Origin of the sequence: Butyrivibrio sp. NC2002, from assembly GCF_000702265.1 — a bacterium.
In the GTDB taxonomy this organism is placed as follows: Bacteria; Bacillota; Clostridia; order Lachnospirales; family Lachnospiraceae; genus Butyrivibrio.
Genome location: NZ_KL370881.1, coordinates 112,475 through 136,528, shown reverse-complemented (window position 1 = coordinate 136,528; position 24,054 = coordinate 112,475). Strand labels below are relative to the sequence as shown.

General features: G+C 38.2%; 24 protein-coding genes. 8 read left to right on the top strand and 16 right to left on the bottom strand.

Going from position 1 to position 24,054, the window contains the following annotated elements:
• Nucleotides 1–77: 77 nt before the first annotated feature.
• Together T543_RS11640 and T543_RS11635 are read right to left on the bottom strand one after the other, a co-directional pair.
• Nucleotides 78–674, bottom strand: coding sequence for a hypothetical protein (locus tag T543_RS11640; protein ID WP_035768700.1), 597 nt, complete (start codon nt 672–674; stop codon nt 78–80).
• Between the two features lie 73 nt (nt 675–747).
• A complete protein-coding gene (locus T543_RS11635) occupies nt 748–2,022 on the bottom strand; it encodes a hypothetical protein (protein ID WP_035768699.1) in 1,275 nt (424 codons plus the stop codon).
• Between the two features lie 384 nt (nt 2,023–2,406).
• On the opposite strand from T543_RS11635, the gene T543_RS11630 reads away from it, so the two are divergent.
• Nucleotides 2,407–4,398 carry a methyl-accepting chemotaxis protein gene (locus T543_RS11630; protein ID WP_035768697.1) on the top strand — a complete coding sequence of 664 codons (1,992 nt, stop codon included), beginning with the start codon at nt 2,407–2,409 and terminating at the stop codon, nt 4,396–4,398.
• A gap of 162 nt (nt 4,399–4,560) precedes the next feature.
• Here T543_RS11630 and T543_RS11625 read toward each other — a convergent pair whose 3' ends face one another.
• From T543_RS11625 to T543_RS11585, 9 genes are all read right to left on the bottom strand, one after another.
• Nucleotides 4,561–6,867, bottom strand: a complete 2,307-nt coding sequence (locus T543_RS11625; RefSeq protein ID WP_197023964.1) for a glycogen/starch/alpha-glucan phosphorylase — start codon at nt 6,865–6,867, stop codon at nt 4,561–4,563.
• 149 nt (nt 6,868–7,016) lie between these two features.
• On the bottom strand, nt 7,017–8,006 hold the full coding sequence (locus T543_RS11620; RefSeq protein ID WP_035768696.1) for a LacI family DNA-binding transcriptional regulator: 990 nt from the start codon (nt 8,004–8,006) through the stop codon (nt 7,017–7,019).
• Nucleotides 8,007–8,098: 92 nt separating this feature from the next.
• The gene (locus T543_RS15380) at nt 8,099–9,097 is read right to left on the bottom strand and encodes an SH3 domain-containing protein (RefSeq protein ID WP_051638744.1); all 999 of its coding nucleotides are present in this window, start codon (nt 9,095–9,097) and stop codon (nt 8,099–8,101) included.
• 126 nt (nt 9,098–9,223) lie between these two features.
• Nucleotides 9,224–9,823, bottom strand: coding sequence for a VanZ family protein (locus T543_RS15375; RefSeq protein WP_051638743.1), 600 nt, complete (start codon nt 9,821–9,823; stop codon nt 9,224–9,226).
• Nucleotides 9,823–11,244: an FxLYD domain-containing protein gene (locus tag T543_RS11605; RefSeq protein WP_035768695.1), complete on the bottom strand. Its 1,422-nt coding sequence runs from the start codon at nt 11,242–11,244 to the stop codon at nt 9,823–9,825. Before T543_RS11605 ends, T543_RS15375 begins: the two co-directional genes overlap by 1 nt.
• A 54-nt stretch (nt 11,245–11,298) precedes the next feature.
• Nucleotides 11,299–12,336, bottom strand: coding sequence for a hypothetical protein (locus tag T543_RS11600; RefSeq protein ID WP_035768694.1), 1,038 nt, complete (start codon nt 12,334–12,336; stop codon nt 11,299–11,301).
• 188 nt (nt 12,337–12,524) lie between these two features.
• Nucleotides 12,525–12,857, bottom strand: coding sequence for a hypothetical protein (locus T543_RS11595; protein ID WP_035768693.1), 333 nt, complete (start codon nt 12,855–12,857; stop codon nt 12,525–12,527).
• A 342-nt stretch (nt 12,858–13,199) separates the two neighbouring features.
• Nucleotides 13,200–14,792 (bottom strand): glycosyltransferase, encoded by a 1,593-nt coding sequence (locus T543_RS11590; protein ID WP_035768692.1) that lies wholly within the window; start codon nt 14,790–14,792, stop codon nt 13,200–13,202.
• A gap of 24 nt (nt 14,793–14,816) precedes the next feature.
• Complete coding sequence (locus tag T543_RS11585) at nt 14,817–15,932, bottom strand: lactonase family protein (protein ID WP_035768691.1); 1,116 nt, start codon at nt 15,930–15,932, stop codon at nt 14,817–14,819.
• Nucleotides 15,933–16,235: 303 nt separating this feature from the next.
• On the opposite strand from T543_RS11585, the gene T543_RS15370 reads away from it, so the two are divergent.
• Together T543_RS15370 and T543_RS11575 are read left to right on the top strand one after the other, a co-directional pair.
• On the top strand, nt 16,236–17,585 hold the full coding sequence (locus tag T543_RS15370; protein ID WP_051638742.1) for an HD domain-containing phosphohydrolase: 1,350 nt from the start codon (nt 16,236–16,238) through the stop codon (nt 17,583–17,585).
• Nucleotides 17,586–17,605: 20 nt separating this feature from the next.
• The gene (locus T543_RS11575; protein WP_035768690.1) at nt 17,606–18,127 is read left to right on the top strand and encodes a cysteine hydrolase family protein; all 522 of its coding nucleotides are present in this window, start codon (nt 17,606–17,608) and stop codon (nt 18,125–18,127) included.
• A 171-nt stretch (nt 18,128–18,298) separates the two neighbouring features.
• On the opposite strand, the gene T543_RS11570 is transcribed toward T543_RS11575, so the two are convergent.
• From T543_RS11570 to T543_RS16065, 4 genes are all read right to left on the bottom strand, one after another.
• Complete coding sequence (locus T543_RS11570; protein ID WP_022760917.1) at nt 18,299–18,595, bottom strand: hypothetical protein; 297 nt, start codon at nt 18,593–18,595, stop codon at nt 18,299–18,301.
• 4 nt (nt 18,596–18,599) lie between these two features.
• Complete coding sequence (locus tag T543_RS11565) at nt 18,600–19,235, bottom strand: hypothetical protein (RefSeq protein WP_026665094.1); 636 nt, start codon at nt 19,233–19,235, stop codon at nt 18,600–18,602.
• A gap of 182 nt (nt 19,236–19,417) precedes the next feature.
• Complete coding sequence (locus tag T543_RS15915; RefSeq protein WP_155843259.1) at nt 19,418–19,585, bottom strand: hypothetical protein; 168 nt, start codon at nt 19,583–19,585, stop codon at nt 19,418–19,420.
• On the bottom strand, nt 19,578–19,754 hold the full coding sequence (locus tag T543_RS16065; protein WP_197023963.1) for a hypothetical protein: 177 nt from the start codon (nt 19,752–19,754) through the stop codon (nt 19,578–19,580). The genes T543_RS15915 and T543_RS16065 overlap by 8 nt, the downstream gene beginning before the upstream one ends.
• Nucleotides 19,755–20,231: 477 nt before the next feature.
• On the opposite strand from T543_RS16065, the gene T543_RS11560 reads away from it, so the two are divergent.
• From T543_RS11560 to T543_RS15910, 4 genes are all read left to right on the top strand, one after another.
• Nucleotides 20,232–20,918 carry a DUF1643 domain-containing protein gene (locus T543_RS11560; protein WP_035768688.1) on the top strand — a complete coding sequence of 229 codons (687 nt, stop codon included), beginning with the start codon at nt 20,232–20,234 and terminating at the stop codon, nt 20,916–20,918.
• Complete coding sequence (locus T543_RS11555; RefSeq protein WP_035768686.1) at nt 20,908–21,297, top strand: hypothetical protein; 390 nt, start codon at nt 20,908–20,910, stop codon at nt 21,295–21,297. Before T543_RS11560 ends, T543_RS11555 begins: the two co-directional genes overlap by 11 nt.
• Before the next feature lie 80 nt (nt 21,298–21,377).
• Nucleotides 21,378–22,223 (top strand): hypothetical protein, encoded by an 846-nt coding sequence (locus tag T543_RS11550; protein ID WP_035768684.1) that lies wholly within the window; start codon nt 21,378–21,380, stop codon nt 22,221–22,223.
• Between the two features lie 72 nt (nt 22,224–22,295).
• Nucleotides 22,296–22,433, top strand: a complete 138-nt coding sequence (locus T543_RS15910) for a hypothetical protein (protein ID WP_155843258.1) — start codon at nt 22,296–22,298, stop codon at nt 22,431–22,433.
• Between the two features lie 47 nt (nt 22,434–22,480).
• On the opposite strand, the gene T543_RS11545 is transcribed toward T543_RS15910, so the two are convergent.
• Nucleotides 22,481–22,711 carry a helix-turn-helix domain-containing protein gene (locus tag T543_RS11545; protein WP_051638741.1) on the bottom strand — a complete coding sequence of 77 codons (231 nt, stop codon included), beginning with the start codon at nt 22,709–22,711 and terminating at the stop codon, nt 22,481–22,483.
• A 409-nt stretch (nt 22,712–23,120) separates the two neighbouring features.
• Between T543_RS11545 and T543_RS11540 the strand changes: the two genes are divergently transcribed.
• Nucleotides 23,121–23,894: a prolipoprotein diacylglyceryl transferase gene (locus T543_RS11540; RefSeq protein ID WP_081830056.1), complete on the top strand. Its 774-nt coding sequence runs from the start codon at nt 23,121–23,123 to the stop codon at nt 23,892–23,894.
• Nucleotides 23,895–24,054 lie beyond the last annotated feature (160 nt).

Sequence of the window (24,054 nt, the reverse complement as noted above, 5' to 3'; positions counted from 1 at the left end):
TATGATTACATCGAATCTGCCAAACAAAACAGCAAAAGCAAAAAATGGATACGCCCCAATTTTCGCTACAACACAAATCATGTCCTTCCGCGCATTTTTTTGTTCTCATACTTACCCCTGATGGCTAGTCCGATCGTTCCATCAGAAATCAAAGCGGTAACATATCCCAGAAAGCTGAAATCAAACCCGATACCTACCATATTTATGATTGCTAATATCAGCTTTAACCCATCCGCTGCCAAAAGCATGTAGAATATCTGCCAGGTTCTTTTCTCTCCAAGATCTTGTCCAAAAGCCATAAGGAGAAGAAGGATAATCTTACAGACATTAAGGACGCTGATAGTGATCATCCATATAGTTACTCGATAGAAACATAGATCAATAAAGATAGTCAGTATACATACCGCAACATTAAGGATCAAAAACAGTTTATAGTAAACCGCCGCCCGCTTCGTATATCCCTTTACCAGGTATAAAATGCCGACGATCAACATAGCAAGGATCACCAGCATCATAAAAGCATTGGCCTGATTTGAAAAACCTGTGACATCAGTGTTAATACTGTCGACAATAAAATGTATCATGGCGCCGGTAGTGCCTACCACCATCAATGCCATTAAAACCACATGAATCATTATCAACAGGCTTGCCTTTTTATCTTGATTGGTCGTCATATTCTCTTATCCTCCTCGTTTTTTTCAATCCTTATGGGTTTTAGTGAATTTATCAATCCTCTCTTCGCATATTCTAATCATTAAAGGGCGGCAATATTATTTCAGGCAGTTTTTTCTCTTCAAGACTTCCTGCAGAATATGCAATTCCTTCTTCTTCAAGTGCCTCGAGGAACTCCTTTATGTACATCCCATCACGTCGAACAGTTTGAAAACTGAAGCAAAAATCTTCTTCTGTAGCATTCACTTCTACCATAAGATGCCCCATTGTCAGAGAGTAAACGCCATCAAGAAAAGGTGCCAGACCGCCCCATGCAATCTTACCCACGTAGCTTATATGAAAAGCTGACGGTATGCCATGGGTTGTTGGACTGTTATCTACCGCGTAGGTGACTTTATTATCGATACCATTTTGTTTATCGATCTGCCTGCGAAATGCTTCAACCTCTCTGATTTTTTCCCAGCTAAGCTCAGGCTGCATCTGAACATACATCCTGCTTCTTGTGATGGTAGAGAGCTTTTCAACAGGCCAGTCCTTCATCCTTTTATCATATTGTACATACATCTGTCTGACCATATCTCTGTAAGTTTCCGGGCACCCCACATCCTCCCGATAGTTATTGGCTATCCCACCGATAAATCTATTCTCGTCAGGGCGAACTTTTATATGCATCTTGAACAAGAGAGCTGACAAAATAGAATTAGGACTTCCATCATTATCACGGGCATATTTCATAAGGTTTTTCTTTGGTATTTTTATGGGATAATAGCCATCAATGCCATTTGGATCCCTCATACTTTCAAAATAGTCGTTTAAAGGAGTAAATGAATCCTTTGGAAAGTCAAAATTACCAACCGGATTACCAACAGGCATATGTTCTACGTCTGGTTCAGCCTGCTCCTTAAGTGTTATCGGTGTGTCAATTGTCAGTATCCCCGTCTTGTCAACATCATACCCAAGATCCGTTAAATACTGCCACAGTGTTGCTTTTATCCACAGCATTGCTCCACAACCGCCGCAGAAGTTGTGAGCGAAATTAAAATAAATATTATTATTATCATAAGTGATGGCAAAAAGAAGCCCATTTGTCTCATCAGTTCCAAGTTTGATCACTTTGTTGCCCATACTTACAACCAAGGGCTTATCACAGGGCTCAAGAATGTATGCTTCATCCTCATTTAAAGATACCGTCCTGCTGTAGTATGGGAACCTTTTATAAGCCTTAACAGCAGAAGTTTTCAGCGCCTCTCCGTCTATAGCGTTTTTAAGCACAACTCTGATCCTGACAGAGTAAACATTACGCTTTTTTATCTCATACAATGTGTATGAATCAAAATCATACTTTGCCATATTCTCATTACTCCCTCAACACAATTGCCGGTCATTATATATTCTTTAGCCAGGTTACAACCAATAAAGTTTTATTTGCACTAAAGAAAATCTTAATGATCATTTCTTTTTATAAATATAGGTCTGAGTTTTAGCACCAGCTCTCTTTAGTTTCTCCACTACTGACCTATAGGTCTTCTTGTCCATACTCTGTAAGGACAATACTCTTCTTATAATTTTACTATATCCATCTGATGCAACTCCTTAAATATCTATAAAAATACGATTAAACATTAAATTTATATTAAATAAACGTTAAATCCACCATTTTCCCAACATTTGTAGGCTATAATCTATATTAGATGCATTAATTATAGTGTTTGCCTTATATTTGGAGGATTTAACATGAACAATAATAAGATGGGCTTTTTTGACAGTGTAAAAACCAAGCTGATAGCAATTATGATGGCAGTTATAGTCATCCCTCTTGTTGTCGCAATAGTTGTTAGCTATGTAACATCTACCAATAAAGCTTTGGCTGATGCTCAGGAATCACTTGAGTGGCAGGCCTGGTATGTGCACAGTAATTTTGAAAAAACCATAGAAGTTAATCAGAATATGGTAAAGAGCATAGCAAGCAATCCTACTGTTGTGCAGTTTGTTGTTGGTCAAGCAGGAATTCCGCTTGATGCTGTTACAGCTACTCTTTATGAATACGATCAGGTTATGAACGATGGACAGAATACCGCGATCACCAATGACCAGGGTATGCAGATTGCAAGAGGCACCGGTGAATGCATAGATGTATCTGACCGTGAGTACTTTAAAGAGGCTATGGCCGGCAATGTCTACATTTCAAATGTTACTGTCAGCAAAACAACTGGAAAAAGAATGATAACTTTCTCTGCACCTATCAAAAATGGTGATAAAGTTATCGGTATTGCTCACAGAAATTATGATCTCGATAACCTCCATGAGACTCTTGCGGCTGATGCGAAGACAGCATTTGTTGTCGACAGAGACGGCATGGTTGCCGCACATGCAGAATATGAAATCGGCGACGGCAAGCATGATGAAGTTGATGTATCTTCTTCAGAGTTCTATACATCAGGACAAGATCAGGGCTTTTATAAATCAAAGTCAGCTTTTGGCACCAATTATATGGCTTATGTAAAAGAGCCAAACTCAGGTTTTATAGTTGTTACAGGAAAAGAAGCCAGTGTTATCATGAGTGCTGCAAGACAATCCGCTATTATCGTAATTGTTGTCGGTGCCATATTGCTGATCATTGCTGTTGTTATATCCTTTATGATGGCTAAAAGCTTTACAGACCCGATCAAAGCAGTTAATGAATCTCTTGAGGCTCTTTCCGACGGACGTTTTGTTAAAGTCGATAAGTATGACAAGAGGAGAGATGAATTTGGAACTATTTCCAAAGCCACCAATTCAGTTATTGAAAAGCTCGATCATATCGTTAACAACATAAAAGAGTCTGCTTCTAATGTAGGAAGATCTTCCAGTGAGCTATCAGATATGGCATCTCAGATTTCCCAGACAGCAGAGGATGTATCTAATGCCGTTCAGGAAATTGCATCAGGAGCTACGCAGCAGGCAGACGAAATTCAATCTGCATCTGAGAATGTTGGCAGGATTGGTGATGCTGTAGCCGGCGTTCAGACTTCCACTGATGATCTATCCGGTATTGCTCAGAAGATGAAGGAAGCATCACAGGTTTCCAGCAATTCGCTTCACTCGTTGCAGGAATCCTCCAATGAGATGACAGCCAAAATTGATGATATTTCACAGACCATAAAGGCTACTAAGGACGCAGTTAATTCAATCAGTGAAAAAGTAGAAGGAATCACCTCTATAGCAACTCAGACTAACCTTTTGTCACTAAATGCTTCTATAGAGGCCGCAAGAGCTGGCGAAGCAGGAAGAGGTTTCTCGGTAGTTGCAGAAGAAATCGGCAAACTTGCTGAAGATTCCAAGCAGATGGCCGATGAGATCAGGACAGAAATGGCGATGCTTCTTGAACAGTCAGATGCAGCTGTTGCTGCTGCTGAAGACGTAAGACAAGGAAACAACGAACAGCAGATTGCTCTGGGCGAAACACTTGATGCTGTTAATGGAATGCTTGAAGATATCGGTAGTACAGTAGGCGGTGTTCAACTCATTTCAGAAGGCGCTGACACTTGCGATACATCAAAGAATGCAGTTGTTGACACAATGAGCGCACTTTCAGCTATTTCAGAAGAAAACGCTGCTTCATCAGAAGAAACCGGAGCTTCCATGCAGGAACTTTCCGCTACAGTTACAACTCTGGCAGCTTCTGCAAATGGTCTAAAGGATATTGCAGAACAGCTTAATGAGGAAATGCAGTTCTTCAAATCATAAGGCAATATCATCATAATAATACAGGGCTTTGAAAAGATGATCTCTCATTTTTTCAAAGCCCTTTTATATTATTTAACGTAAAAAGATTCCGCAGATCCTTAAAATCTGCGGAATCCATGCATTGAATCCATGCATACAGGCTGAATTCAGCCAAAATACTTATTATAATTTCCAGATATCTCTGTTGTACTCTTCGATAGTTCTGTCAGATGAGAAGAAGCCGGCCTTTGCAATGTTGGTAAGCATCATCTTCTTCCACTTATCACGGTTCTCGTACTCTGCGAAAGCAAGATCTTTCTCTCTGATGTAGTCCTCAAGGTCTATAAGAGTCATGAACCAGTCCTTATTAAGGAGCTCATCCTGAAGGCGCTTTAAGTTTTCCTTGTGACCTACTGCAAGGCACTGCTTGGAAGTGATAAAGTCTACTGCCTCTTTTATAACCTTGCTCTTCTTGTAGTAATCCTTTGATACATAGTCAGCCTTCTTGTAGTGCTCAATTACCTCATCAGCGCTGATACCGAAGATAAAGATATTGTCATCACCTACAAGGTTATGGATCTCTACATTTGCGCCGTCATCTGTACCAAGAGTTACAGCTCCGTTGAGCATAAACTTCATGTTACTTGTACCTGATGCCTCTTTTGACGCAAGTGAGATCTGCTCGGATACATCACATGCAGGGATAAGACGCTCAGCATAGCTTACGTTGTAGTTCTCTACCATAACAACCTTCATGTAAGGAGCTACATCGGGATCGTTATTAACGATCTGCTGGAGGCAGAGAATAAGGTGAATTATATCCTGTGCGATCACGTATGCAGGAGCTGCTTTTGCTCCGAAAATAAATGTGATCGGTCTTACAGGCTTCTTGCCGCCCTTGATCTCAAGGTACTTATGAATGATATAAAGAGCATTCATCTGCTGACGCTTGTACTCATGAAGTCTCTTGACCTGAATATCAAAGATTGAGTTAGGATCAACCTCAACATTTTCTTTTTTCTTAAGATAAGCAGCAAGCTCTTCCTTCTTCTTGAACTTGATGTCTGCAATCTTATCAAGAACTTCCTGATCATCCTTAAACTTAAGAAGATCTTCAAGCTTATTAGCATCCTTCTTAAATCCGTCGCCAATCTTCTCTGAGATGAAATCAGCAAGCGGGTGATTACATGAAAGAAGCCATCTGCGGAATGTTACACCGTTTGTCTTATTGTTGAACTTCTCAGGATAGAGCTTGTAAAAATCATTAAGCTCTGAATTCTTGAGGATGTCTGTGTGGATAGCAGCAACACCGTTTACAGAGAAGCCATAGTGGATGTCGATAAATGCCATGTGCACTCTCTTATCCTTGTCTATGATCTGAACTGCAGGATTCTTAACCTTTGCGCGGATTCTCTTATCAAGCTCCTTGATGTAAGGAACAAGCTGAGGAACAACCTTCTCAAGGTACTTAAGAGGCCATGTCTCAAGCGCTTCTGCAAGGATTGTATGGTTTGTATAAGCGCATGTCTTAGATACTACGTCGATAGCATCATCCATAGAAAATGCCTTATCCTCAACAAGAATTCTGATAAGCTCGGGAATGATCATTGTAGGATGTGTATCATTTATCTGTATTACAGCATGCTTGTTGAGCTCATGGAGATCATACTGATGCTCCTTCTGCTCTCTTAAAATAAGCTGAGCTGCATTGCTTACAAGGAAATACTCCTGATAGATTCTAAGGAGGTTACCTGCTTCATCAGAATCATCGGGATAAAGGAAAAGTGTAAGGTTCTTCTCGATTTCTTCCTTATCGAAGCTGATTCCCTTCTTAACAAGGCTCTCATCAACTGTCTCAACATCGAAAAGTCTGAGCTTATTAACACCGGTGTCATAACCTACAACACTCATATTGTAAAGTCTTGAAACCACTTTCTTGTCACCAAAGTTTACTTCGAAAGTAGTGTCTGTCTTCTCAAGCCATGACTCCTTCTCGATCCAGGAATCCTTCTCTGCTGTCTGAAGGTTATCCTTAAATACCTGACGGAAAAGACCGAAATGATAGTTAAGTCCGATACCCTCTCCGGAGAGGCCAAGAGTTGCGATAGAATCAAGGAAACAAGCTGCAAGTCTGCCAAGACCACCGTTACCAAGTGAAGGCTCGGGCTCGCACTCCTCTATCTCTGCAAGACTCTTGCCGTTCTTCTCAAGGATTTCGCTTACCTTATCATATACTCTTAAGTTGATAAGGTTGTTTGATAAAAGCTTACCGATGAGGAATTCCATTGAGATGTAGTAAATCTTCTTCTCGCCACCCTCAATCTCTGCTACCTTCATAAGGCGGCTTGTAACCTCAAGAAGTACAACGTATGCTTCCTGATTTGAGCAATCCTTTAAGCTCTTGCCAAATTTCTCCTGTGCAATTGTCTCAAGCTGTTCTTCCATATTGGTAACAAGAACATCTCTCTGCAGGTTAGTATGCTGACTCATAATTTTCTCCCTTCAATCAAATCTGCCTTTTTTTGGCAGAAAACGTTTTCTCTCAATTTACATATACTCTATCATAGGAAAACGTTTTCTGCAATAGTTGAAATATTAATTTTTTATGATTTTTTTACAATGATATCATCTGCCTCAATTCAGCAGATGATATCTTCATATTTCATTCTTACAAGTTTGTGGGGAAGGCGCACGTTTCTGCCCTTAGATCCATTAAGAAGTCTGTTAAGTTCACGAACTGCCTCAGCTGATACATTGGCGAAGTCCTGCTTTACCGTATTCATCTGTTTTCCGACATATCCCATAAGGATGATGCCATCAAATCCGCAAACCGGTCTGAATATATCCATTTCGATCAGTGCCTTCATGGCTCCGATAGCCATAAGATCAGAGGCACATACAACTATGTCCTTGTTTTTAGCATATCTGAAGGTTAACTGCCTTGCCTTCAGCTCCGAGAAATCACCGTTTCTTATAAAGAGCTTTAGCTTTCTTTTTGCAGCAAGATCCTTCATGGCTCTTATCTTTTCTTCAGTTACATAACTGTTCTTCATCCCTGCTATGTATAGAATGCTTCTGCACATGTTTTCTTTTATTGTCTTTTCCGCAACATCGATCTGCGCCTGATAGTGATTGATACCTACACATGAAGTGCTCTCATTTACAAGCGGAGAATCGACAACTACTATCTTGAAGGTCTGGCTCTCTATCAGCTTAAGCAGTACCTTATCTTCATTGTTCATTCCAAAGATGATGATCCCGCTGATGCTCTGAGATGCAAAATACCTCCTCATCTCATCAAGGCTCATCTTCTCTATCATGGAATAAAAGACAGTAATTACATCCAGCTGTTTTTCCCTTGCCATGCTTATAGCGCCCGAAATATACTGCATGTCGATCTCGTCGATTGCCTGCGTCTTCATATTGAGCTTTATAAGAAGGGCAATCCTGCCTGATTTCTTGGAAGAAAGTGCAGCTGCAACCTGATTGGGTACAAAATTAAGCCTGTTTACAGCCTCCATAACTTTTTCTTTTGTTTCTTCACTTACGTTAGGATAATTATTTAAGACCTTTGATACAGTTGATATTGCTACGCCGGCTTCTTTGGCGACATCTTTTATGGAGACCATCACGAACCCTCTTTTTTTCACATAATTGAAAAATGATGTACAGGTCAAAAGTAAATTTTGCCCTATACATCATTATTATACTATATACAATCCTATACTGTAAGATTACTCATATAGAATGAATATAAGTTTTTGTAAGTTGCTGCATCATAATGCAGACCATCGTTTGTGTTGAATCCGCAGGTAGTAAGATAAGTATATCCGTCAAGCCATCCAACCCTGCTGTCAAGGCCGCTCTTTAATTTGGCATTGAAGCTTTCGATATCGGCATTGGTTATTGTCGGGTAATTGCTTACAGGAACAACTGCTGCATAATAAACAGTAGCTCCGGCAGAGATCCAGGAATCTATCTTGGAATTAACAAGGCTTACATACTTATCAACATTGTACAGATCGTTTACACCGAAATTGATGATAACAACAGTTCCTTCACCGATGCCCGCATCAATCTGAGGAACCGCGGTTCCTGCAAAGTACTTGTAGCCTTCTCCTACCTGTGCGATCCATTTATTGCCATTTGTTCCAACAGCCATATTCATCTGAACTGTTCTGGAATCGCCTGCAAAAATATAAGCTGTTCCGGGGGCACTTGTCTGAAGATATTCAGCACTTATATATCCTGCTACGCCATCGTAGAGAACCTGATACCAGCCATTATCCGTAAGGCCGGTAACAGTGATATCAGTTCCTCTTCCTATAGTCCCCAGTTTATCATATCCGGTGCCTGCACCGCTCCTGACATTAACAAGTGTGTTAGCATAATAGGTTTCATTACCGTCAAACACATTTACTGTATAATCAGACTCTGCTTTATTCTCATCATTATATTCAAGTGAAATAGCTTCGGCGTCATCTGCCGCAGAAAGATTCTCCTCAGTACTCGTCTTAACGACCAAAGAATCGGTAGCTGCTTCTGCCTGTATTGCAATCGACTCTATTCCCGCACCTTCAGACATATCTCTTCCCAGCATAGTATCTGAATACACGTAAACGCATAATACTACTGTGAGTACAAGCGCTGAAAGCGAAAAAATAGTTATAAGTAATGGATTTATTGTTCCGTGCAGTATTTTCTTTATCATTTTACTCATATTGAACTCGGTAATCTCCAAAAAAACAATTACAACCGGCACATTAAGAAATAAGGGAGCTAAACTGCTCCCCACGGAGAAAAATATTAACCCATTTTTACGTTTTCGTCAAGTTTTTGTAACAAATCACTTAAGCCTCATATTCTCCGTATCCTTGGAAAAGAAATGCGCAAAGCCGTAGAAAGACCGCCATAGCAGCCATCCTACAATTCCTCCTGTTGTATTTGTCAGGATGTCATCCAGTTCAAAGATACCTATTCCAAAAACAAACTGCGTTGTTTCAATGAAAAAACTTAGAAGAAAACATATAAGAATGCACCTTGAAAAAGCTCTCACCTTTTTAAAAGCGCTTGGAAGAAGCATTCCCATAGGAATAAACATTATTATATTTTCAATAAACAGAGCCCTGGTTACATAGGTTCTTCCCCAGGTGGAAAACAGGATCAGATTTACACCTTCATATTGATCGACTTCTCTACTCATAAATACTAGGTAAAGAAGCGTTGTAACATATATCAGAAGAAGAAATACGGATGTGGCATGTCCCTTCCTGTATCTTCTGTCCCTGCCGATAATAAGACATACAAAAACATAAGACACATAAAGCGCAACATAAATAATTGCAACGACTATACCAACATTCAGATAACTGACTGTTCCTCCTACATCAGAGATCACTCTACCTACTGTCTTCGCAAAGCCCTCCAAAAAACCTGTTATCATCATTAATTATTTACTGCTTCCCTTGCATAAACCACGCACTGAACAATATTAGAACGTTCTTCTCTTGTCAGGATGTAGCTTACACCAAAATTCTTAGTTGCCCCCGAATAAAAATCATTTATGGAATCCTTGCCCACAGCTATGGCATTTCCCCTTCTGTCAAGCGCCACAACCGTAACAGGAACGTAATCTATATTTGCCTCTGTTGTATTGGATACATCACCGGTAAGTGTGAAATATCCGGCATCATTACTACCATATATTATATTGGTAATACTAAAATCCGAGTGAGGTTCATTAGAACATTTTTGCACATCAAGATTGGGAAGTATAAAGTACTCATGAACCTTATAAAGAGAAAGTCCCTTATATTCTGTCTTTTCTTCTTCGGAAGCACTGGCACTTTCCCCCGCTGTAGCTGCGGGATCTTCTGCTTCAGCAGCTTCTTCTGTCTCGGATTCTGTATCATCAGCATCAGTTTTTTCTGCGCCCAAGGCCTCTGCATCTTCCTTTTCAGCATCCGTACTTTCTGCATCCGTACTTTCTGCATCCGATGCGCCGTTTTCAGATGAGCCTCCTTCAGAAGATACTTCTGTGGATGCTTCTGAAGATGAATCCTGAGCGCTCTCATTTTCTTTATTTTCGTCTTCTTTGTTTTCGCTGTTCTCAGAAGAATCCGTGTCAGCTTCATTTGCCTGTGCTAAAAGAGTGGGAAAATCCACAACTTTTACATTTTTTATTGAAGCAGAGGTTTCTTCCTCACCGCTAAGAGCATCTTCAAGTTCTTCTATATCAATTGCTTTATTTTCTTCCTCAGAGTTAAAATTGCCCTCCAAAGTATTTTCGTCCATCGGATCAAGTGTGTCTCCTGACAAATCGCCTTCTTCTATAGTCACGCTGTCTTCATTTGTTTTGATCTGACCATAGGGAACATAGAAGTAGCCTTTTTCGCCGGGTGCGATAACATCAGGAACTGCGCGGACATAATTATATGAATCTACAATTTCAAGATTTCTGTCCTCTATATCAAAAACAGAATCTCTTCCAAGATACAGATTGCTTCCGCCTATATTTTCAACAGTCACAACCGCATGGAATCCTGAATATGCGCCATCGTCCTCATATACAAAATTCGTTCCTGTGATGCGGAAATCGATGTTTTCAACTGCCTTGCCACCTGAGGAAATTGTGTTGCCATTTCCTTTATATCCGCTCTCATCTTCACTGTATTTAAAAATCCAGTTTCCGTTCTCATCATAATATCCGGAATTATCAAGTTCTTCTGTCTGCTCAGTACTTGCCGTTTCAGGAGCGCTCACTGTTTCAGCGCTGGGATTGTATTTGTTATACATATAATAAGCACCGAAAATAAACCCTCCTACAAGAGTTATGATCAGTGCAAATGTTGTGATCGCATATTTCATAATCAAATCCCCCTCGCGCGGCTCATACCGCTTTATTTTTTCATTGAAAAATCATTACTCGTCGAAGTGCTCATTTCCGGAAAGGCAAAATTCGTCATATACTTCGCTATGATCGGTAAGGCCTACGTAGTATGCCGTTAGATCAGTGACCTCATTGGTCACACGGTCATAGGTATATTCATAAGAATCAAGATCAGTACATGTATACATTATTTCATTAGGAAGATATCTGTCCACATAACTAATAACCGTTGAATCGATTCTGTAGAATTCATCTTCCGTATACAGATCCGGTGCGCCGAATGCATGAAGCATCTCATGAGCATATACCGCAGGTCCGTTTATACAATCATAATCAAAATTGTATAGATAAACAATCTCATAGGGATATTCCATACCCTCATACCAGTTTCTGGTACAGGTAACTGCCGAATTTTTTTCATCAGTATTAAACACCATGAAAAAGATAACATTATCGGCATTATATTTAGTCTTTATTGCTTCCATATCAATATTATCATCAATATATTCCCATGCAGGATAGTCTACATCATCAGTTTTTGTCATCTGCTGATCAAAGGAAGCAGTGTATTTAAGATCAGGATATGTTTCAAAATCCGTTATAAAGTTGGCGGTTTTTCCATAGTTTGCAACAACGCTTTCAAGGTAATCTGCTGCAACTATAAGATACTGATTGACATCTGACTTAGTAGCATTGTCGAGGTCTGAGTCCGGATCCCATGCATAGTCCTTATCGTCAGCAAAAATTGTTACGACAACAGTTGTTCCGTCCGGGGTATCAGCACTTCCATGGTGAGCATTGTAAAAATAATATTTGTCATCGAAATCATCATCATAATCTGTGTATTCATAATCAGATGATCCGGAATCAGCTTCTGTGTAGCCATATTCAGATGAACCGGCATCAGCTTCTGTATAGTCATCTGTTGATGATCCATCATCTATTCCTAAGTAGTCATTTATAATCTCTTCATATTGATCAGTTTCAGAAGATTTATCATGATCTGATAATATAGAAAAGAAAGATATAATACCCAGGATCAAGTAAATAATGCCTTTTAAAAAAATCATTGCTTAAAAAGTCCACTCCATTTCATGCATATTCCCTCATATCTGGTCCTAAGGGGGTACCGCTTGCGGTGGATTCCTTAGGACGGTCTAATGTTTTCATAACTTGCTTTACACTACCTTTTATTCTATCATAATGATATAAAAAATTCCCGGAGAATTGTCTTCTCCGGGAAACAGTAGTCTTTTTATTATGCCTGGTATTTCTCAAGTGCAGTCATATCACTCATATAATCGAGCACTTTCTTACGTCCAACCTTGTTAAGCTTGATGTACTGCTGCATAACGCGATTTTCAACGATCTTATTTCCAAGATCGGTTCCCTTTTCCAAAGTTGAAAAATCAACAGGATTAAGGTTAAGCTTGTCGCACATACGAATAACCGTGCCGTAAGCCATACCCTCTATTCCTCTATCCAATGCTGTTACAAGTGTACTATATGGAATCGACATATCTATCGCGAACTGTCTAACACTCTTATACTGCGCCAAAATTTCCCTTTTTAAAATCTCAGCCTTAGTCATTACACGTTACCTCCTTTTCTGCCAGTCTATGTTATTGCGTTATTTCGTAGCATGTTAAAGTATAACGTATAAACGATTTTTCGTCACTTATTTTTTTCTTAAATTTTATAATAAAATTAAATAAATTTGTGCGCGATTTTTGGACATATTAACGAAATTCGCTCTTGCACTCATTTTATTAGCATAAAATGACGTATATTTACTTTTTTTCGTCCGTCTTCTTCCACCCTTTCGACAATAAATGAAAAATATTTTTAGAAAAATTGATATTTTTCAAAATATTTAACGAAATTACATACAAATTCAAGACTACTTTTGCGAAAAATTATTTCGTTTTTTCGCTTAGATTATTCGGCCATCTTCCCTTAAATAACTCTCCAGTTTCCTTATGAGCTTCTCAGGGTCCGATGCCTGAGTTATGACGTCTCCCGCGAGTATATAGTCAAAGCTGTTCATGGGCCATGGAAAAGTAACCAGTTCAGGGTTTCCTGATATGATGTCATCAGCCATGAAACAGGAAAGAGCAGCAAACGCATCAGCAGGTGTTATCCCGGCTGTATAGCAATCGGGAGCCATATATTTTATGAAAGAAAGCGTAGCACCAAGTCCTGCACTCAGATCCAGAATCCTGAAATCCCTGTTATAGATTTTGAGTTCTGCGGAATCATTTTTCAAAAGCTTTTGGGCTTCAGGATCTTCAAGCTTCTTGATCTTTCGCTCTTTTTCCGCAACAAGAAGAGCATTTATCTTATCCTCTTCCGGCAATGTGTAATTCCAGATATCAAATCCCCACTTTTGCGAAAATATCGATCTTCTGTCCTCGATTTCTTCTGCATTCGAAGAAAAACCGCTTCCGCCGTAGTGGAAAATAAAGCTATTGTGGCAAAGCACCTGCCTATACCCGAGAAATCCCATTCTCATACCAAGGTCATCATCTTCAAAATATCCCGGTGTAAAGCGCTCATCAAAGAGCATTCTCTTTTCCTTTTTATCTTCAGAACAAATAAGCAGCTCCCCTATGACCTCGCGTTTTATTAGCAGAGCAAAACCGGTCAGTCTGCACCTGACTTCCACAGGATTCCACATAGGAACATTGTGATCCTTTGCGTAGCTTTTGGATATTTCAAGGGCGCTGTCCAAAGATATGGATCTCCACCAGCGAGGATCATCGTTTTCCTTGTCTTCTGCGCCGAGCATTCTGGTGCTTGTCATAGGTGCCTTGGCAATGTAGGGTTCGATTGACTTTTCAGATACCTCCTGCGCTGAAGCACTGTTTGAAACAGCTCCTGCAACACCGTTTCTCTTATCTGAATAGAGCCCCATTTTGAGCCAGAAAAGGGAATTGGGCATCAGCACAGCATCATTATTTAGGAAAAACACATCATTTTCCGGGCTTGCCGCAGCAAGACCAATATTGCAGCCGGCAGGAAAGCCTACATTTTTCTCATTTTCGATAAGTATAAAATGCTCGTCGGCATCAGCCTGCTGCCTTAAATAATCAAGCAGATCCTCATCAGAAGAAGCATTGTCCACAACAATTATCTCCGTTATCTCTTCGAGCTGATATCTTCTTACCGCCCGAATGCACTCACGCATAAGTTCAAAATCATTGTAGGATACGATAACTATGGAAGTATTGCGAACCTTTGCCCTGTCCGCAAGCCCTTCCATCGCGTTTTTTATTAAATTTTCATCCTCTTCTTCATCGCAGTAATGAAGCGCATTCTCAAAGCACAGATAGGATAAATTGGCATTTCTGTATCTGTAATACAACCCCAGCATAAAGTAGAGCTCATAGTTGTCATAATGAGCACGAAGCCCTTCTATTATTACAGCATACTCATCAATGCTGCTGCCTTCCTGCTCAAAGGCTCCTGCCCGCAGGATAAAAGATTTTTTTGATTCTTTTTCCATATCCTCGATATGTGCGTTCATAATGTCCCCCAAATAAAAAGTTTTTTATATAATACCTACAAAAGATGCGCCTATTATTTCGTAGTCACATGTTTTATCTTCCAATGCTCCGGTCTTTGTATTTCTCTTAAATACAGCAATGTTTCCGCTGTTTTGATCTGCTACTACCATATATTTATCATCAGGCGTTATGCAAAAATGCCTCGGGAAGTCTCCTCCGCAGTCAAAGCGCTTAATGAATTCAAGTTCTCCACTTGCTTTATTAACCTCAAAGCAAACTATGGTATTTTCTCCCCTGTTTGCAACATACAGATACCTTCCATCATGGGAAAAGGCAATCTCAGAAGCCGTGTTCTCCACAACCTCTTTATTTCCTGTCTCTCCCATCATCTTGCGGTAGTCATCCGATATGGTGCTTATCTGCTGCTTTAATTCCCAGGTACTATCCGCTTCATTTTTGGCATATATATATACCCTGCTGCCCATCTCAGCAACTATATATACGTATCTTGCATCATCACTGAAAACAAAATGCCGGGGGCCCTCACCTTTTGGAAGATCGATCTGCATGGCACTTCCGGATAAAATAGCCTGCCCTTTTTCATCTACTTCATAGGCATAAACTTTATCAAAGCCAAGATCTGCGACATAAAGCATGCCTGTCTGCGGGTCATTCTTAGTAGAATGGATATGCGAGCACTCCTGCCTGGTTGAATTCAAAAAGCCCTCACCGGATAAGCGAATATTTGAGCAGATCTTCATGTCACTCCCGTCTCCGGAAGCATCTATTGTGACAAGACTCCCTGCTTCAAATCTGCCATCACCGTAATTGGCCACTGATAAAAATCTTGTACCTTTTACTCTCCCAATGTGGCAGGCATAGGTTCCATCAGTTTCAAGCTCCCCTGTTTTGGCAAGTTCTCCGCTTAAGGTATCTCTCTTAAATGCTGTTATGCGGCTTTTTTCTTCCAGTTCATTTACCGCATAAACAGCTTCTTCTTCAATTAATAAAAATGATGGATTATCACACTCACTAAAGGTGCTTTTAAGATCTGCTTTTCCATTTTCAGGATCAAAATCAAAAAGATATATTCCCGGCTCCCCCTTTTCTGAATAGGAGCCGACATATAGATATTTGTAGTTCATAGCTGTTTTCCCCATTTGATGATTGCCTTCTTGCAATTACTAAAAAACACGTATTTTTCTACAAAATTAAGTGATCACTTTTCTGTGTCTATTATACCAAAAACATTGTGGTAATACAGATCAAGCTTAGCGCGTTTTCACTTTCGATTCATATTATGTAGATGCCAACAGATATTTTGGGCACCATTGTTATAATATCATTAATAGAGATAATAAATCATTAAAAGAGTCATCAAATATCACACGTTCCACCATTAAATGGTAAAATAGGAATAAGGCACAAATTGTAACGCTCTAAATGATAAGGAGAACGGCCTTATGAAAAAAAACAAAGCCCCTGTAGTATTCCTTATTTCGATAATATTCATTTCAGTTATTTATGCCATCAGTGCTTTGAGGGTATTTAATTACAACAATACCCTTCACAAGGACACATTCACCGGGCAGCGTCTTTTTTCGGAGGAATCTGCCAAAGCAAAAGGCTGTACGATCACTGCTATTCCCAGAGAAAGTACATGGACAAAAGTATTCGATTTTAATAATGAAGGTCTTACTGAGCACAATTATCAGGCATACACCTATGATTTTACTGTGAGAAACAACACAGATGACGAGGTTTCCGATTTTTCATTTAAGCTGACCTTTGATAAGGAATTATTCATAACTCAAGGTTGGAACGGAAAAGTCGAATTGCATCAGAATGTCAACGAAAATGAGTACGTTGCCGTGGTACCTGATCTTAGAGTCTTTAATTCCGATGAGTATTCTTTTGATACGGTCACCTTTGATGGGGAGACTTTAATTCGTATGAATCCCGGAGATTATCTTGTATATATTCCCAGCTCCGATGAAAATGCCATGGAGGTTCCGATTAAGCCCTATGAAGGTACAGTTCCGGGCATGATATTATATGCGCCTATAGGTGAAGAGATAGACGGATGGACTATAGATCTTAACTATAAGTATCACAGACTTATACAAAGTGATATCTTTTTTTGGATAGCTACCGTCAGCCTGCTCTTCTGGCTGGTATCGCTTGCCAGTTACGTGATCAGCGCTTTTCAGATAAGGAAATACAATCTGAGGCATCAGAGGGATAACGAGATAATCCAGCAATCAATAGAGACATTTACCGGCTTTATTGATGCAAAGGATCCCTACACTAACGGTCATTCCGCAAGAGTTGCGGAGTATACACGGGCTATCGCCAAAGAGATGGGATTTTCCGGTGAAGAGCTTGACCGAATATATCATATCGCACAGCTTCATGACTGCGGAAAGATAGGCGTGCCGGATAGTATTCTTAAAAAGCCTGACAAATTAACCGATGAAGAGTTTGAGATCATAAAGTCGCACACTGTTCGCGGTGGCGAAATTCTCAGCAATTTTAAGAGCCTCGAAAATGTTGGCGAGGGTGCTCTATATCACCATGAGCGTTATGACGGCCGCGGATATCCCGAAGGAAGATCCGGCGAAGATATTCCTCTCATAGCAAGAATGATATGCGTTGCTGATTCATTTGACGCTATGAATTCCAACAGAGTATACCGAAAAAAGTTGTCTCCGGAAAAGATCAGAGAAGAAATCGAAATCAATAAAGGAAAACAGTTCGATCCAAAGATCGCAGACATTTTCTTAAAACTATTACAAGAAGGAAAAATAAAATAAAGCAACGCAGGAGGATGAAAATGAGAAAGTTGTTGGTAGTAATTGATATGCAGAATGATTTTATTGATGGTTCTCTAGGGACAAAGGAAGCAGTTGCAATAGTTCCTAGTGTTGTAGAAAAGATCAAAAGCTACAATACAAAAGACATTTTTGTCACAAGAGATACCCATCAGCCCGAATATATGCAGACTCAGGAAGGTGCAAATCTTCCTGTTGAACACTGCATCATCGGAACCAAAGGCTGGGAGATTGAAAGCAGCATAGCTTCTCTTTTGAAGGACGCAGTTATAATTGATAAACCCACCTTTGGCTCAACAGAGCTTGCATCAAAAATAAAGGAAATTGCCGATAAAGAAGAAATAGAAATAGAGCTTATCGGTCTTTGCACGGACATATGTGTTGTATCGAATGCGCTTATATTAAAGGCTTATATGCCGGAAGTTAAGATATCTGTAGACCCTGCCTGCTGTGCAGGTGTCACTCCCAAGAAGCATCTTGCAGCACTTGAAACTATGCGTTCCTGTCAAATTGCAATGCCTTAAAAAAGAACCCTCAAAGCCATGTTATTTACTAGCTTTGAGGGTTCTTTTATATTCGAGCTGGCAACGGAAATCGGATAATAGCCAGTTACAAAAACCCGTATGGAAAGGAGGTTTTCGGTGCTCTCTTTTATAAAAAAGACCACTTTAAAGACCACTTTTAATTCGCCTTCATTACTTAGCTGGAATAAAAATTCGCTTGGAATTAATATAATCCTCAACATTCCTTTTTGCCTTAAGCAGTTTTTCTACCAACCCTTCAGGTGGATCCTGCATAAGTGCATATGACAATTCAACATCTGTTTTCGCCTGCATATATTCTGATCTACTATAAAGACCATTTGATGCTTCAAGGAAAGTCTTGTCATCAACAATAATATCTTCTATCACTTGTCCTGAATTATCTTCATCCAAACTATATCCCATATCCAATTTATCTAGTATTTCCCATCTTTCCTTTTCTGATGACATAAAATCACCTCTTTCTATTTTTATGAATCAGTTTAAATCCATATTCATCAGATAATTCTTTTGGATTACTAAGAAGTCTCATAACCTCCTGGTTTAATGCATCCTCAACCTGATAGCTTTTTATCCCTGAATTATTCTTAATAATTTCCGCCCTCATACGAACCATATGAGCGTATAGCCTGCGCCTTGACATCACATCCACATTATTATTTACAAGGATGAAGATATCTGAAGTGTTCCCAACGGCCAAAATGGCACTAATCGAATCATTTCCATAAAAAAGTCTTACATCCTGAAATGAAAAAATCTGGTTATTAGGATGATTATGTACAATAATCACACTGTTGAACGAAGAATTTCTTATGATGTCGTTAAAATATCTAGCCGAAGGATTCAACAATTCATTAAGTTCTATATGATGGTATGTACCATTTATTGTAGCTTGTGTTCCATTATCAGTATTATAGGAAATGGCCACTTCACCATATCTATACTTATTTATCTCTTTTGAAGACTCAGATAAGACATAACCGCATAGTCCTTTTACTAATTCATTGCACTCATCTGAGTCAAAGCAATCAAAGTCTGGTAACGAATCAATGTCATCTGGAATAATTATTTCATTTATTTTTATTTCCATGTTCTAACTCTTTCATATTTCTATTTATAATAATTATACCATAATGTCTCCCTCATAATTCTCCAATAGACACAAATAAAATTAGAGCATGCAATAATCACACGCCCAATTTTATATAAAAGACCACTTTCGGCTTAATAAAAGGGTCAATGGTTGCTTTAGATACGTTTTAAATGTACCTATTATTTCCTAAGTGATGAATTGTCATTGATAAGAAAATCTCTTACCATATCTATTCCGCCCATACCAGAATCCACACCATCAAGATTAAGAACATCCTTCAGTCTATTATGTCTATTAAATTCAATTTTTCCTATAAGCCAGGATGAAAAATCAAATCTGTTAATCACTTCCTTCGATTACTTCTTTTTGCTTTTTTTGAAGCAAAAAATCTCCAACCATCTCATAAAAGTCTTTTTCCTCTTCAGTCTCACTCTCTAAAACAAGTTGCAAAGTATCTTTCGGATTTAATTTTGCTATTTCTTTATATATATCACTATATTTCTTAACATCGCACATATATAGTCTCCTTATACTTCTTAACAATGATCTTTTTTAGGCATAACTATATTATACCATTTTGTTGTGTAAAAAAATCCCCCAAAGCCTAAGCTTTGAGGGACTCTTTTTTATCGAGCTGGCAACGGGAATCGGAACTGAATCATGAACGAAATAACATTAACTATCACTTCAATATACGGCAGCTCCAACAGCCGTATATCCAGTTTTTTAAGTATTTACAAAATCCCCTCAAAATGCAGAATGTAAAACACGGCAGCTAGACCTGCCGATTTTACGTTTGGCTTCGGGCACTTTTGGGCACTTCAAATCTAATGATTTAGTTTTTAGTATCATCATCTGAAAATCAATAGTACAAAATATCATCAAGTATAAAAAGATAATAATTGTAATTTAAAACGGAATTATGATTTATGCTTTAACAGGTAACCGAAGATAGCAGCTTCTGCTCTATCTTCTTTTTTAATTGGAGGAATTATGGATGTAAAAAGCACTGAAATTATATTCAAAACAACTGTGATAGGTACAGCAAACAACACCTACGAAGTCATTAGAGAAAGCCATGTAAACGATGGTTCTGAAGCAATTATAATCCAACTATATCCTACGATCAGCGTAGATAATCCATATGTGTTGGATACTACAACAATGCATCTCATCAATAAAATGCCTGAACTAAATATTTCAAAAGCTCATGTTCTTAATCTGTTTTCAAAAGTCATAACACAAAAACCTCTTTCTAGCGATTTACCAACAATTGATGAGGAGAACTTGAATTATATCAGCAGAGCTCTCAAAAGTATAAATAACAATGTGAAGGTCATCATTGCATGGGGAAATAGTCATATTACAAATCTCATAGTGAACAGATCAAAACTAAAAGTCTTAGAACTAATTATGGCAAACAATTTAGATGCATACCAAATAATAAGTTCAGATAGCCCTATGCTTCCAGATGGCTGTCATATTCTGTTCCTTGGTCTAAGATACTCTGATAACTGCTGGCAACTCGAAAAATTCCCATTAGATAGTGAGTTCAAACGCATCGGTATCATTGTAACTAAGCGTACTTCAGTTAATAAAAGGAAAACAGAATCGAAAACTATTCCTATTAGCAAAACGGGAAGAACCAATAAGAAAAGAAAGGGGTCAAATGTACTATAGAATAATGCACGCATTTGAAGCAAAGCTTCTACTGAAAGAGATGGCAAATAGTGGAATCAATAAAAATGTCGGATATGAAATACTAGAACAGGCAACTATTCTCGATTCCAATTATAACAGGCATGATAAACGTGGTGGACGTAACCGTAATGACTTTGGCGGATACGTCTTGTTTTTTCCAGATGAAGAAAGCTATGAAGCTGGAATTGTCGAAATATGGGATCATTATAAGATTAGTCCAGAACTATATGAATACGCTGACTATATAGTTGGTACAGAAACAGAACATACACAGTGGATAGAAAAGCTATACTTAATAAACTCAGATGAAGGGTTAGTTCTGATATACCCACAAGAAAGGATGGAATCACAGAAATGAATTATATGTTAGCTGGCATGGTTGTAGGCATAGTCTGTATATTTGCATTTGAATATGCTTTTGAATAAGGAGATTAGAATATGGAAGATTTTACAAGAGTACAGCCTGAAGAAAGACTAACCGAACGAGAGAAAAAAGTTCTAGCAGCTATTGATGGGTTAGGCTTCTCCCAACGGCTTATCATTTATTGTAATTCTGAAGTAGGAACAACATTTGATGATGAAAGAATACAAGCAATAGCCGATCTTTCTATTGATGAATTACAGAATTTCATAAAAAAGCATTCCTGCATTTTTCATGTAGGCATGCATAAAAATAATATAAACTGGGCTGACATAATTAAAAAGGCAAATTTAATACTTGAAAAGAAAATAGCTCTAAAGGAAGAATCTGAACGCATAGATACTGATGATGGCAGCATACGAGGATTAATAATCAAAAACGCCTATCAGTACCTGAATACTTCAAATAATACTTTTATACGGTATATTCGGAATGGAAACACGGTATGGATAGCTAAAGATGAATTTGAAAATCCATACGAATACGCCTTTGATAGTTATGGTTGTACATGGAAGATAGGAGAAAAATTAGCCTTTAATGTAAGAAATATCATTGAAAAAAAATGTTCGATTCAGGAGATGTTATTAATAGCTCATAACGATATTTCTACTGATAATCCGGAAATAGGAATATTATTTACTGATGCAAAAATGTATTTCTGGGAAAACAATAGTCTTCAATACATCATTGATTACGATGAGATTGATAGTCTGCTTATTGAAGATTCAGAGTATCTTCTAATATCCGTAGATGCAGGTCAAACTGCTTCTATTTACTGCGGAAAGAGTTCCAATAACTATAGCAGGCATTTGTATAAGCTTTTAATGGATATAAAATCACGTTTAACAAGACCAGACAAATAAGCCATGTATATATTTGTAAGGTAAAAAATGTTCTGTTAAATAATCACTTTTATATGATTACGGAGGATTCTAATGGAAGAAGTAATGATGTTTATGATAGGTTTTAGTGGCGTTGTAAGTATTTTTGAAATAGTAAAAAACTCAAAAAGCACAAAGGGAAGAGAAATTAAAAGGGAAGCTGAAAAACTAAAAAGACATAAAAAACGATAAAAATTATCATGGCTGTAGGAGCAATTCAAATCCTACAGCCATGAAATCTACTTAGATGGCGGCATATATTCTAAAAGATCACATATATCACACTCTAGCGCATGGCATAAGCGAGCTATAACATTCAAATCAATTCTCTGTATATCACCAGCTATATAAGCCTTTAATTGTGTTCGTTGCATTTCAGAACGAAATGCAAGCTTGTTGATACTTACATTTTGTTTTTGCATCACTTCTTTTAGTCTAATTCGCACAAAACCATAATCTATATCTATCATTTTATTCTCCTCGCATATATTTATGATAAATTACTGAAAATTTAATAATAGATATACATTTATATGGTATTATTATATGAGTAGATATCTACTCATATATCTGAATTCATTGTATCTAAAACTCTTGAAATGGCACTTTTTAAGGAGGTATCATGGACAATCTTATTCAGCTTCTAAGAATTTGGTGTGGAACAGTAAACAATTCTTGCCTTAACAAGTTAAAAAGTAATCGCGGCGAAGTTAGAGTTTTTTTCACATTAGGAGGACTAATTACAGCCCTTTTTGTTGGTCTGTTATTCTTTCAAAGTTGTGCTGATTGCGTCACATGTGGTATGTTCTCAAAATGCGCTGGTTGCTTAACATGTGGCATTTGCAATAGTACATACTAAATCTTCATTGGTGAAAACTCGTGTTACCGTACATTCATTTTATAGTAGATATACCTTCATACAGTTTGATGTCTGATTTAGGTTTATGCACAGCTCTTGTGATAAGCTTTTTTCGTATGAAGAAAAATTGTTATAATGAGAGAATTCTACTGGTCGTCTTACTATTCATAACAATAGGAGCTTTTATTGGTAGTAAAACATTATTTTTTTTCACACAATTGCCTGAGGTTATTACTGATTTTTCAATCTCAAAAACCTTAAAAATTATCATCACAAGTGGTTTCGTATTTTATGGAGGATTGTTTGGTGCAATACTCTCCGCTATTTTGTGTGCAAGACTACTGGCTATTGATTCTAAAGCATTATTATCATTCTTGGCTCCGTCGTTTGCAATATTCCATGCATTTGGTCGTATCGGATGTTTTCTAGGTGGTTGCTGCTACGGAATAGCATGGCATGCAGGAATTGCAATGGCCGCTATGCCAAATATTAAAAGATTTCCTGTTCAGCTTCTGGAAGCATTTGCAGAGCTTATTATATTCTTCATTCTGATAAAACTTGATCATTTGAAAAAGTTTAATCTAATGATCATCTATCTGCTATTATATTCAATATTAAGATTCTTTGATGAATTTTTAAGAGATGATATAATTCGTGGAATATGGGCTTTAGGATTGTCAACCTCACAATGGATTGCAATCTTCACTATCAGTGGAGTACTCATCAGACTACTAAGTAATAACAGAACGCTGTTTCTCCAACACTCTCACCATGACTCAACTGTTTCATCATGAGCAAAACAAAATCCAAAATCAGACAAGTCTAACAAAAATCGAATCCATTCCTTGGCATAAAGCAACAAAGCAGCTATTCAATATGTAATAATGCACAATAACTGAATTGTGATATCTTGTTGGCGTAATATAGTCTATGTATTCACCTTTCTTATTTGCG

Bases quoted from the DNA above. Each gene is read 5' to 3' on its own strand.
- T543_RS11640 (WP_035768700.1), bottom strand. From the start codon at position 674: ATGACGACCAATCAAGATAAAAAGGCAAGCCTGTTGATAATGATTCAT.
- T543_RS11635 (WP_035768699.1), bottom strand. From the start codon at position 2,022: ATGGCAAAGTATGATTTTGATTCATACACATTGTATGAGATAAAAAAG.
- T543_RS11630 (WP_035768697.1), top strand. From the start codon at position 2,407: ATGAACAATAATAAGATGGGCTTTTTTGACAGTGTAAAAACCAAGCTG.
- T543_RS11625 (WP_197023964.1), bottom strand. From the start codon at position 6,867: ATGAGTCAGCATACTAACCTGCAGAGAGATGTTCTTGTTACCAATATG.
- T543_RS11620 (WP_035768696.1), bottom strand. From the start codon at position 8,006: ATGGTCTCCATAAAAGATGTCGCCAAAGAAGCCGGCGTAGCAATATCA.
- T543_RS15380 (WP_051638744.1), bottom strand. From the start codon at position 9,097: ATGAGTAAAATGATAAAGAAAATACTGCACGGAACAATAAATCCATTA.
- T543_RS15375 (WP_051638743.1), bottom strand. From the start codon at position 9,823: ATGATGATAACAGGTTTTTTGGAGGGCTTTGCGAAGACAGTAGGTAGA.
- T543_RS11605 (WP_035768695.1), bottom strand. From the start codon at position 11,244: ATGAAATATGCGATCACAACATTTGCACTGATCATAACTCTTGTAGGA.
- T543_RS11600 (WP_035768694.1), bottom strand. From the start codon at position 12,336: ATGATTTTTTTAAAAGGCATTATTTACTTGATCCTGGGTATTATATCT.
- T543_RS11595 (WP_035768693.1), bottom strand. From the start codon at position 12,857: ATGACTAAGGCTGAGATTTTAAAAAGGGAAATTTTGGCGCAGTATAAG.
- T543_RS11590 (WP_035768692.1), bottom strand. From the start codon at position 14,792: ATGAACGCACATATCGAGGATATGGAAAAAGAATCAAAAAAATCTTTT.
- T543_RS11585 (WP_035768691.1), bottom strand. From the start codon at position 15,932: ATGGGGAAAACAGCTATGAACTACAAATATCTATATGTCGGCTCCTAT.
- T543_RS15370 (WP_051638742.1), top strand. From the start codon at position 16,236: ATGAAAAAAAACAAAGCCCCTGTAGTATTCCTTATTTCGATAATATTC.
- T543_RS11575 (WP_035768690.1), top strand. From the start codon at position 17,606: ATGAGAAAGTTGTTGGTAGTAATTGATATGCAGAATGATTTTATTGAT.
- T543_RS11570 (WP_022760917.1), bottom strand. From the start codon at position 18,595: ATGTCATCAGAAAAGGAAAGATGGGAAATACTAGATAAATTGGATATG.
- T543_RS11565 (WP_026665094.1), bottom strand. From the start codon at position 19,235: ATGGAAATAAAAATAAATGAAATAATTATTCCAGATGACATTGATTCG.
- T543_RS16065 (WP_197023963.1), bottom strand. From the start codon at position 19,754: ATGTGCGATGTTAAGAAATATAGTGATATATATAAAGAAATAGCAAAA.
- T543_RS11560 (WP_035768688.1), top strand. From the start codon at position 20,232: ATGGATGTAAAAAGCACTGAAATTATATTCAAAACAACTGTGATAGGT.
- T543_RS11555 (WP_035768686.1), top strand. From the start codon at position 20,908: ATGTACTATAGAATAATGCACGCATTTGAAGCAAAGCTTCTACTGAAA.
- T543_RS11550 (WP_035768684.1), top strand. From the start codon at position 21,378: ATGGAAGATTTTACAAGAGTACAGCCTGAAGAAAGACTAACCGAACGA.
- T543_RS15910 (WP_155843258.1), top strand. From the start codon at position 22,296: ATGGAAGAAGTAATGATGTTTATGATAGGTTTTAGTGGCGTTGTAAGT.
- T543_RS11545 (WP_051638741.1), bottom strand. From the start codon at position 22,711: ATGATAGATATAGATTATGGTTTTGTGCGAATTAGACTAAAAGAAGTG.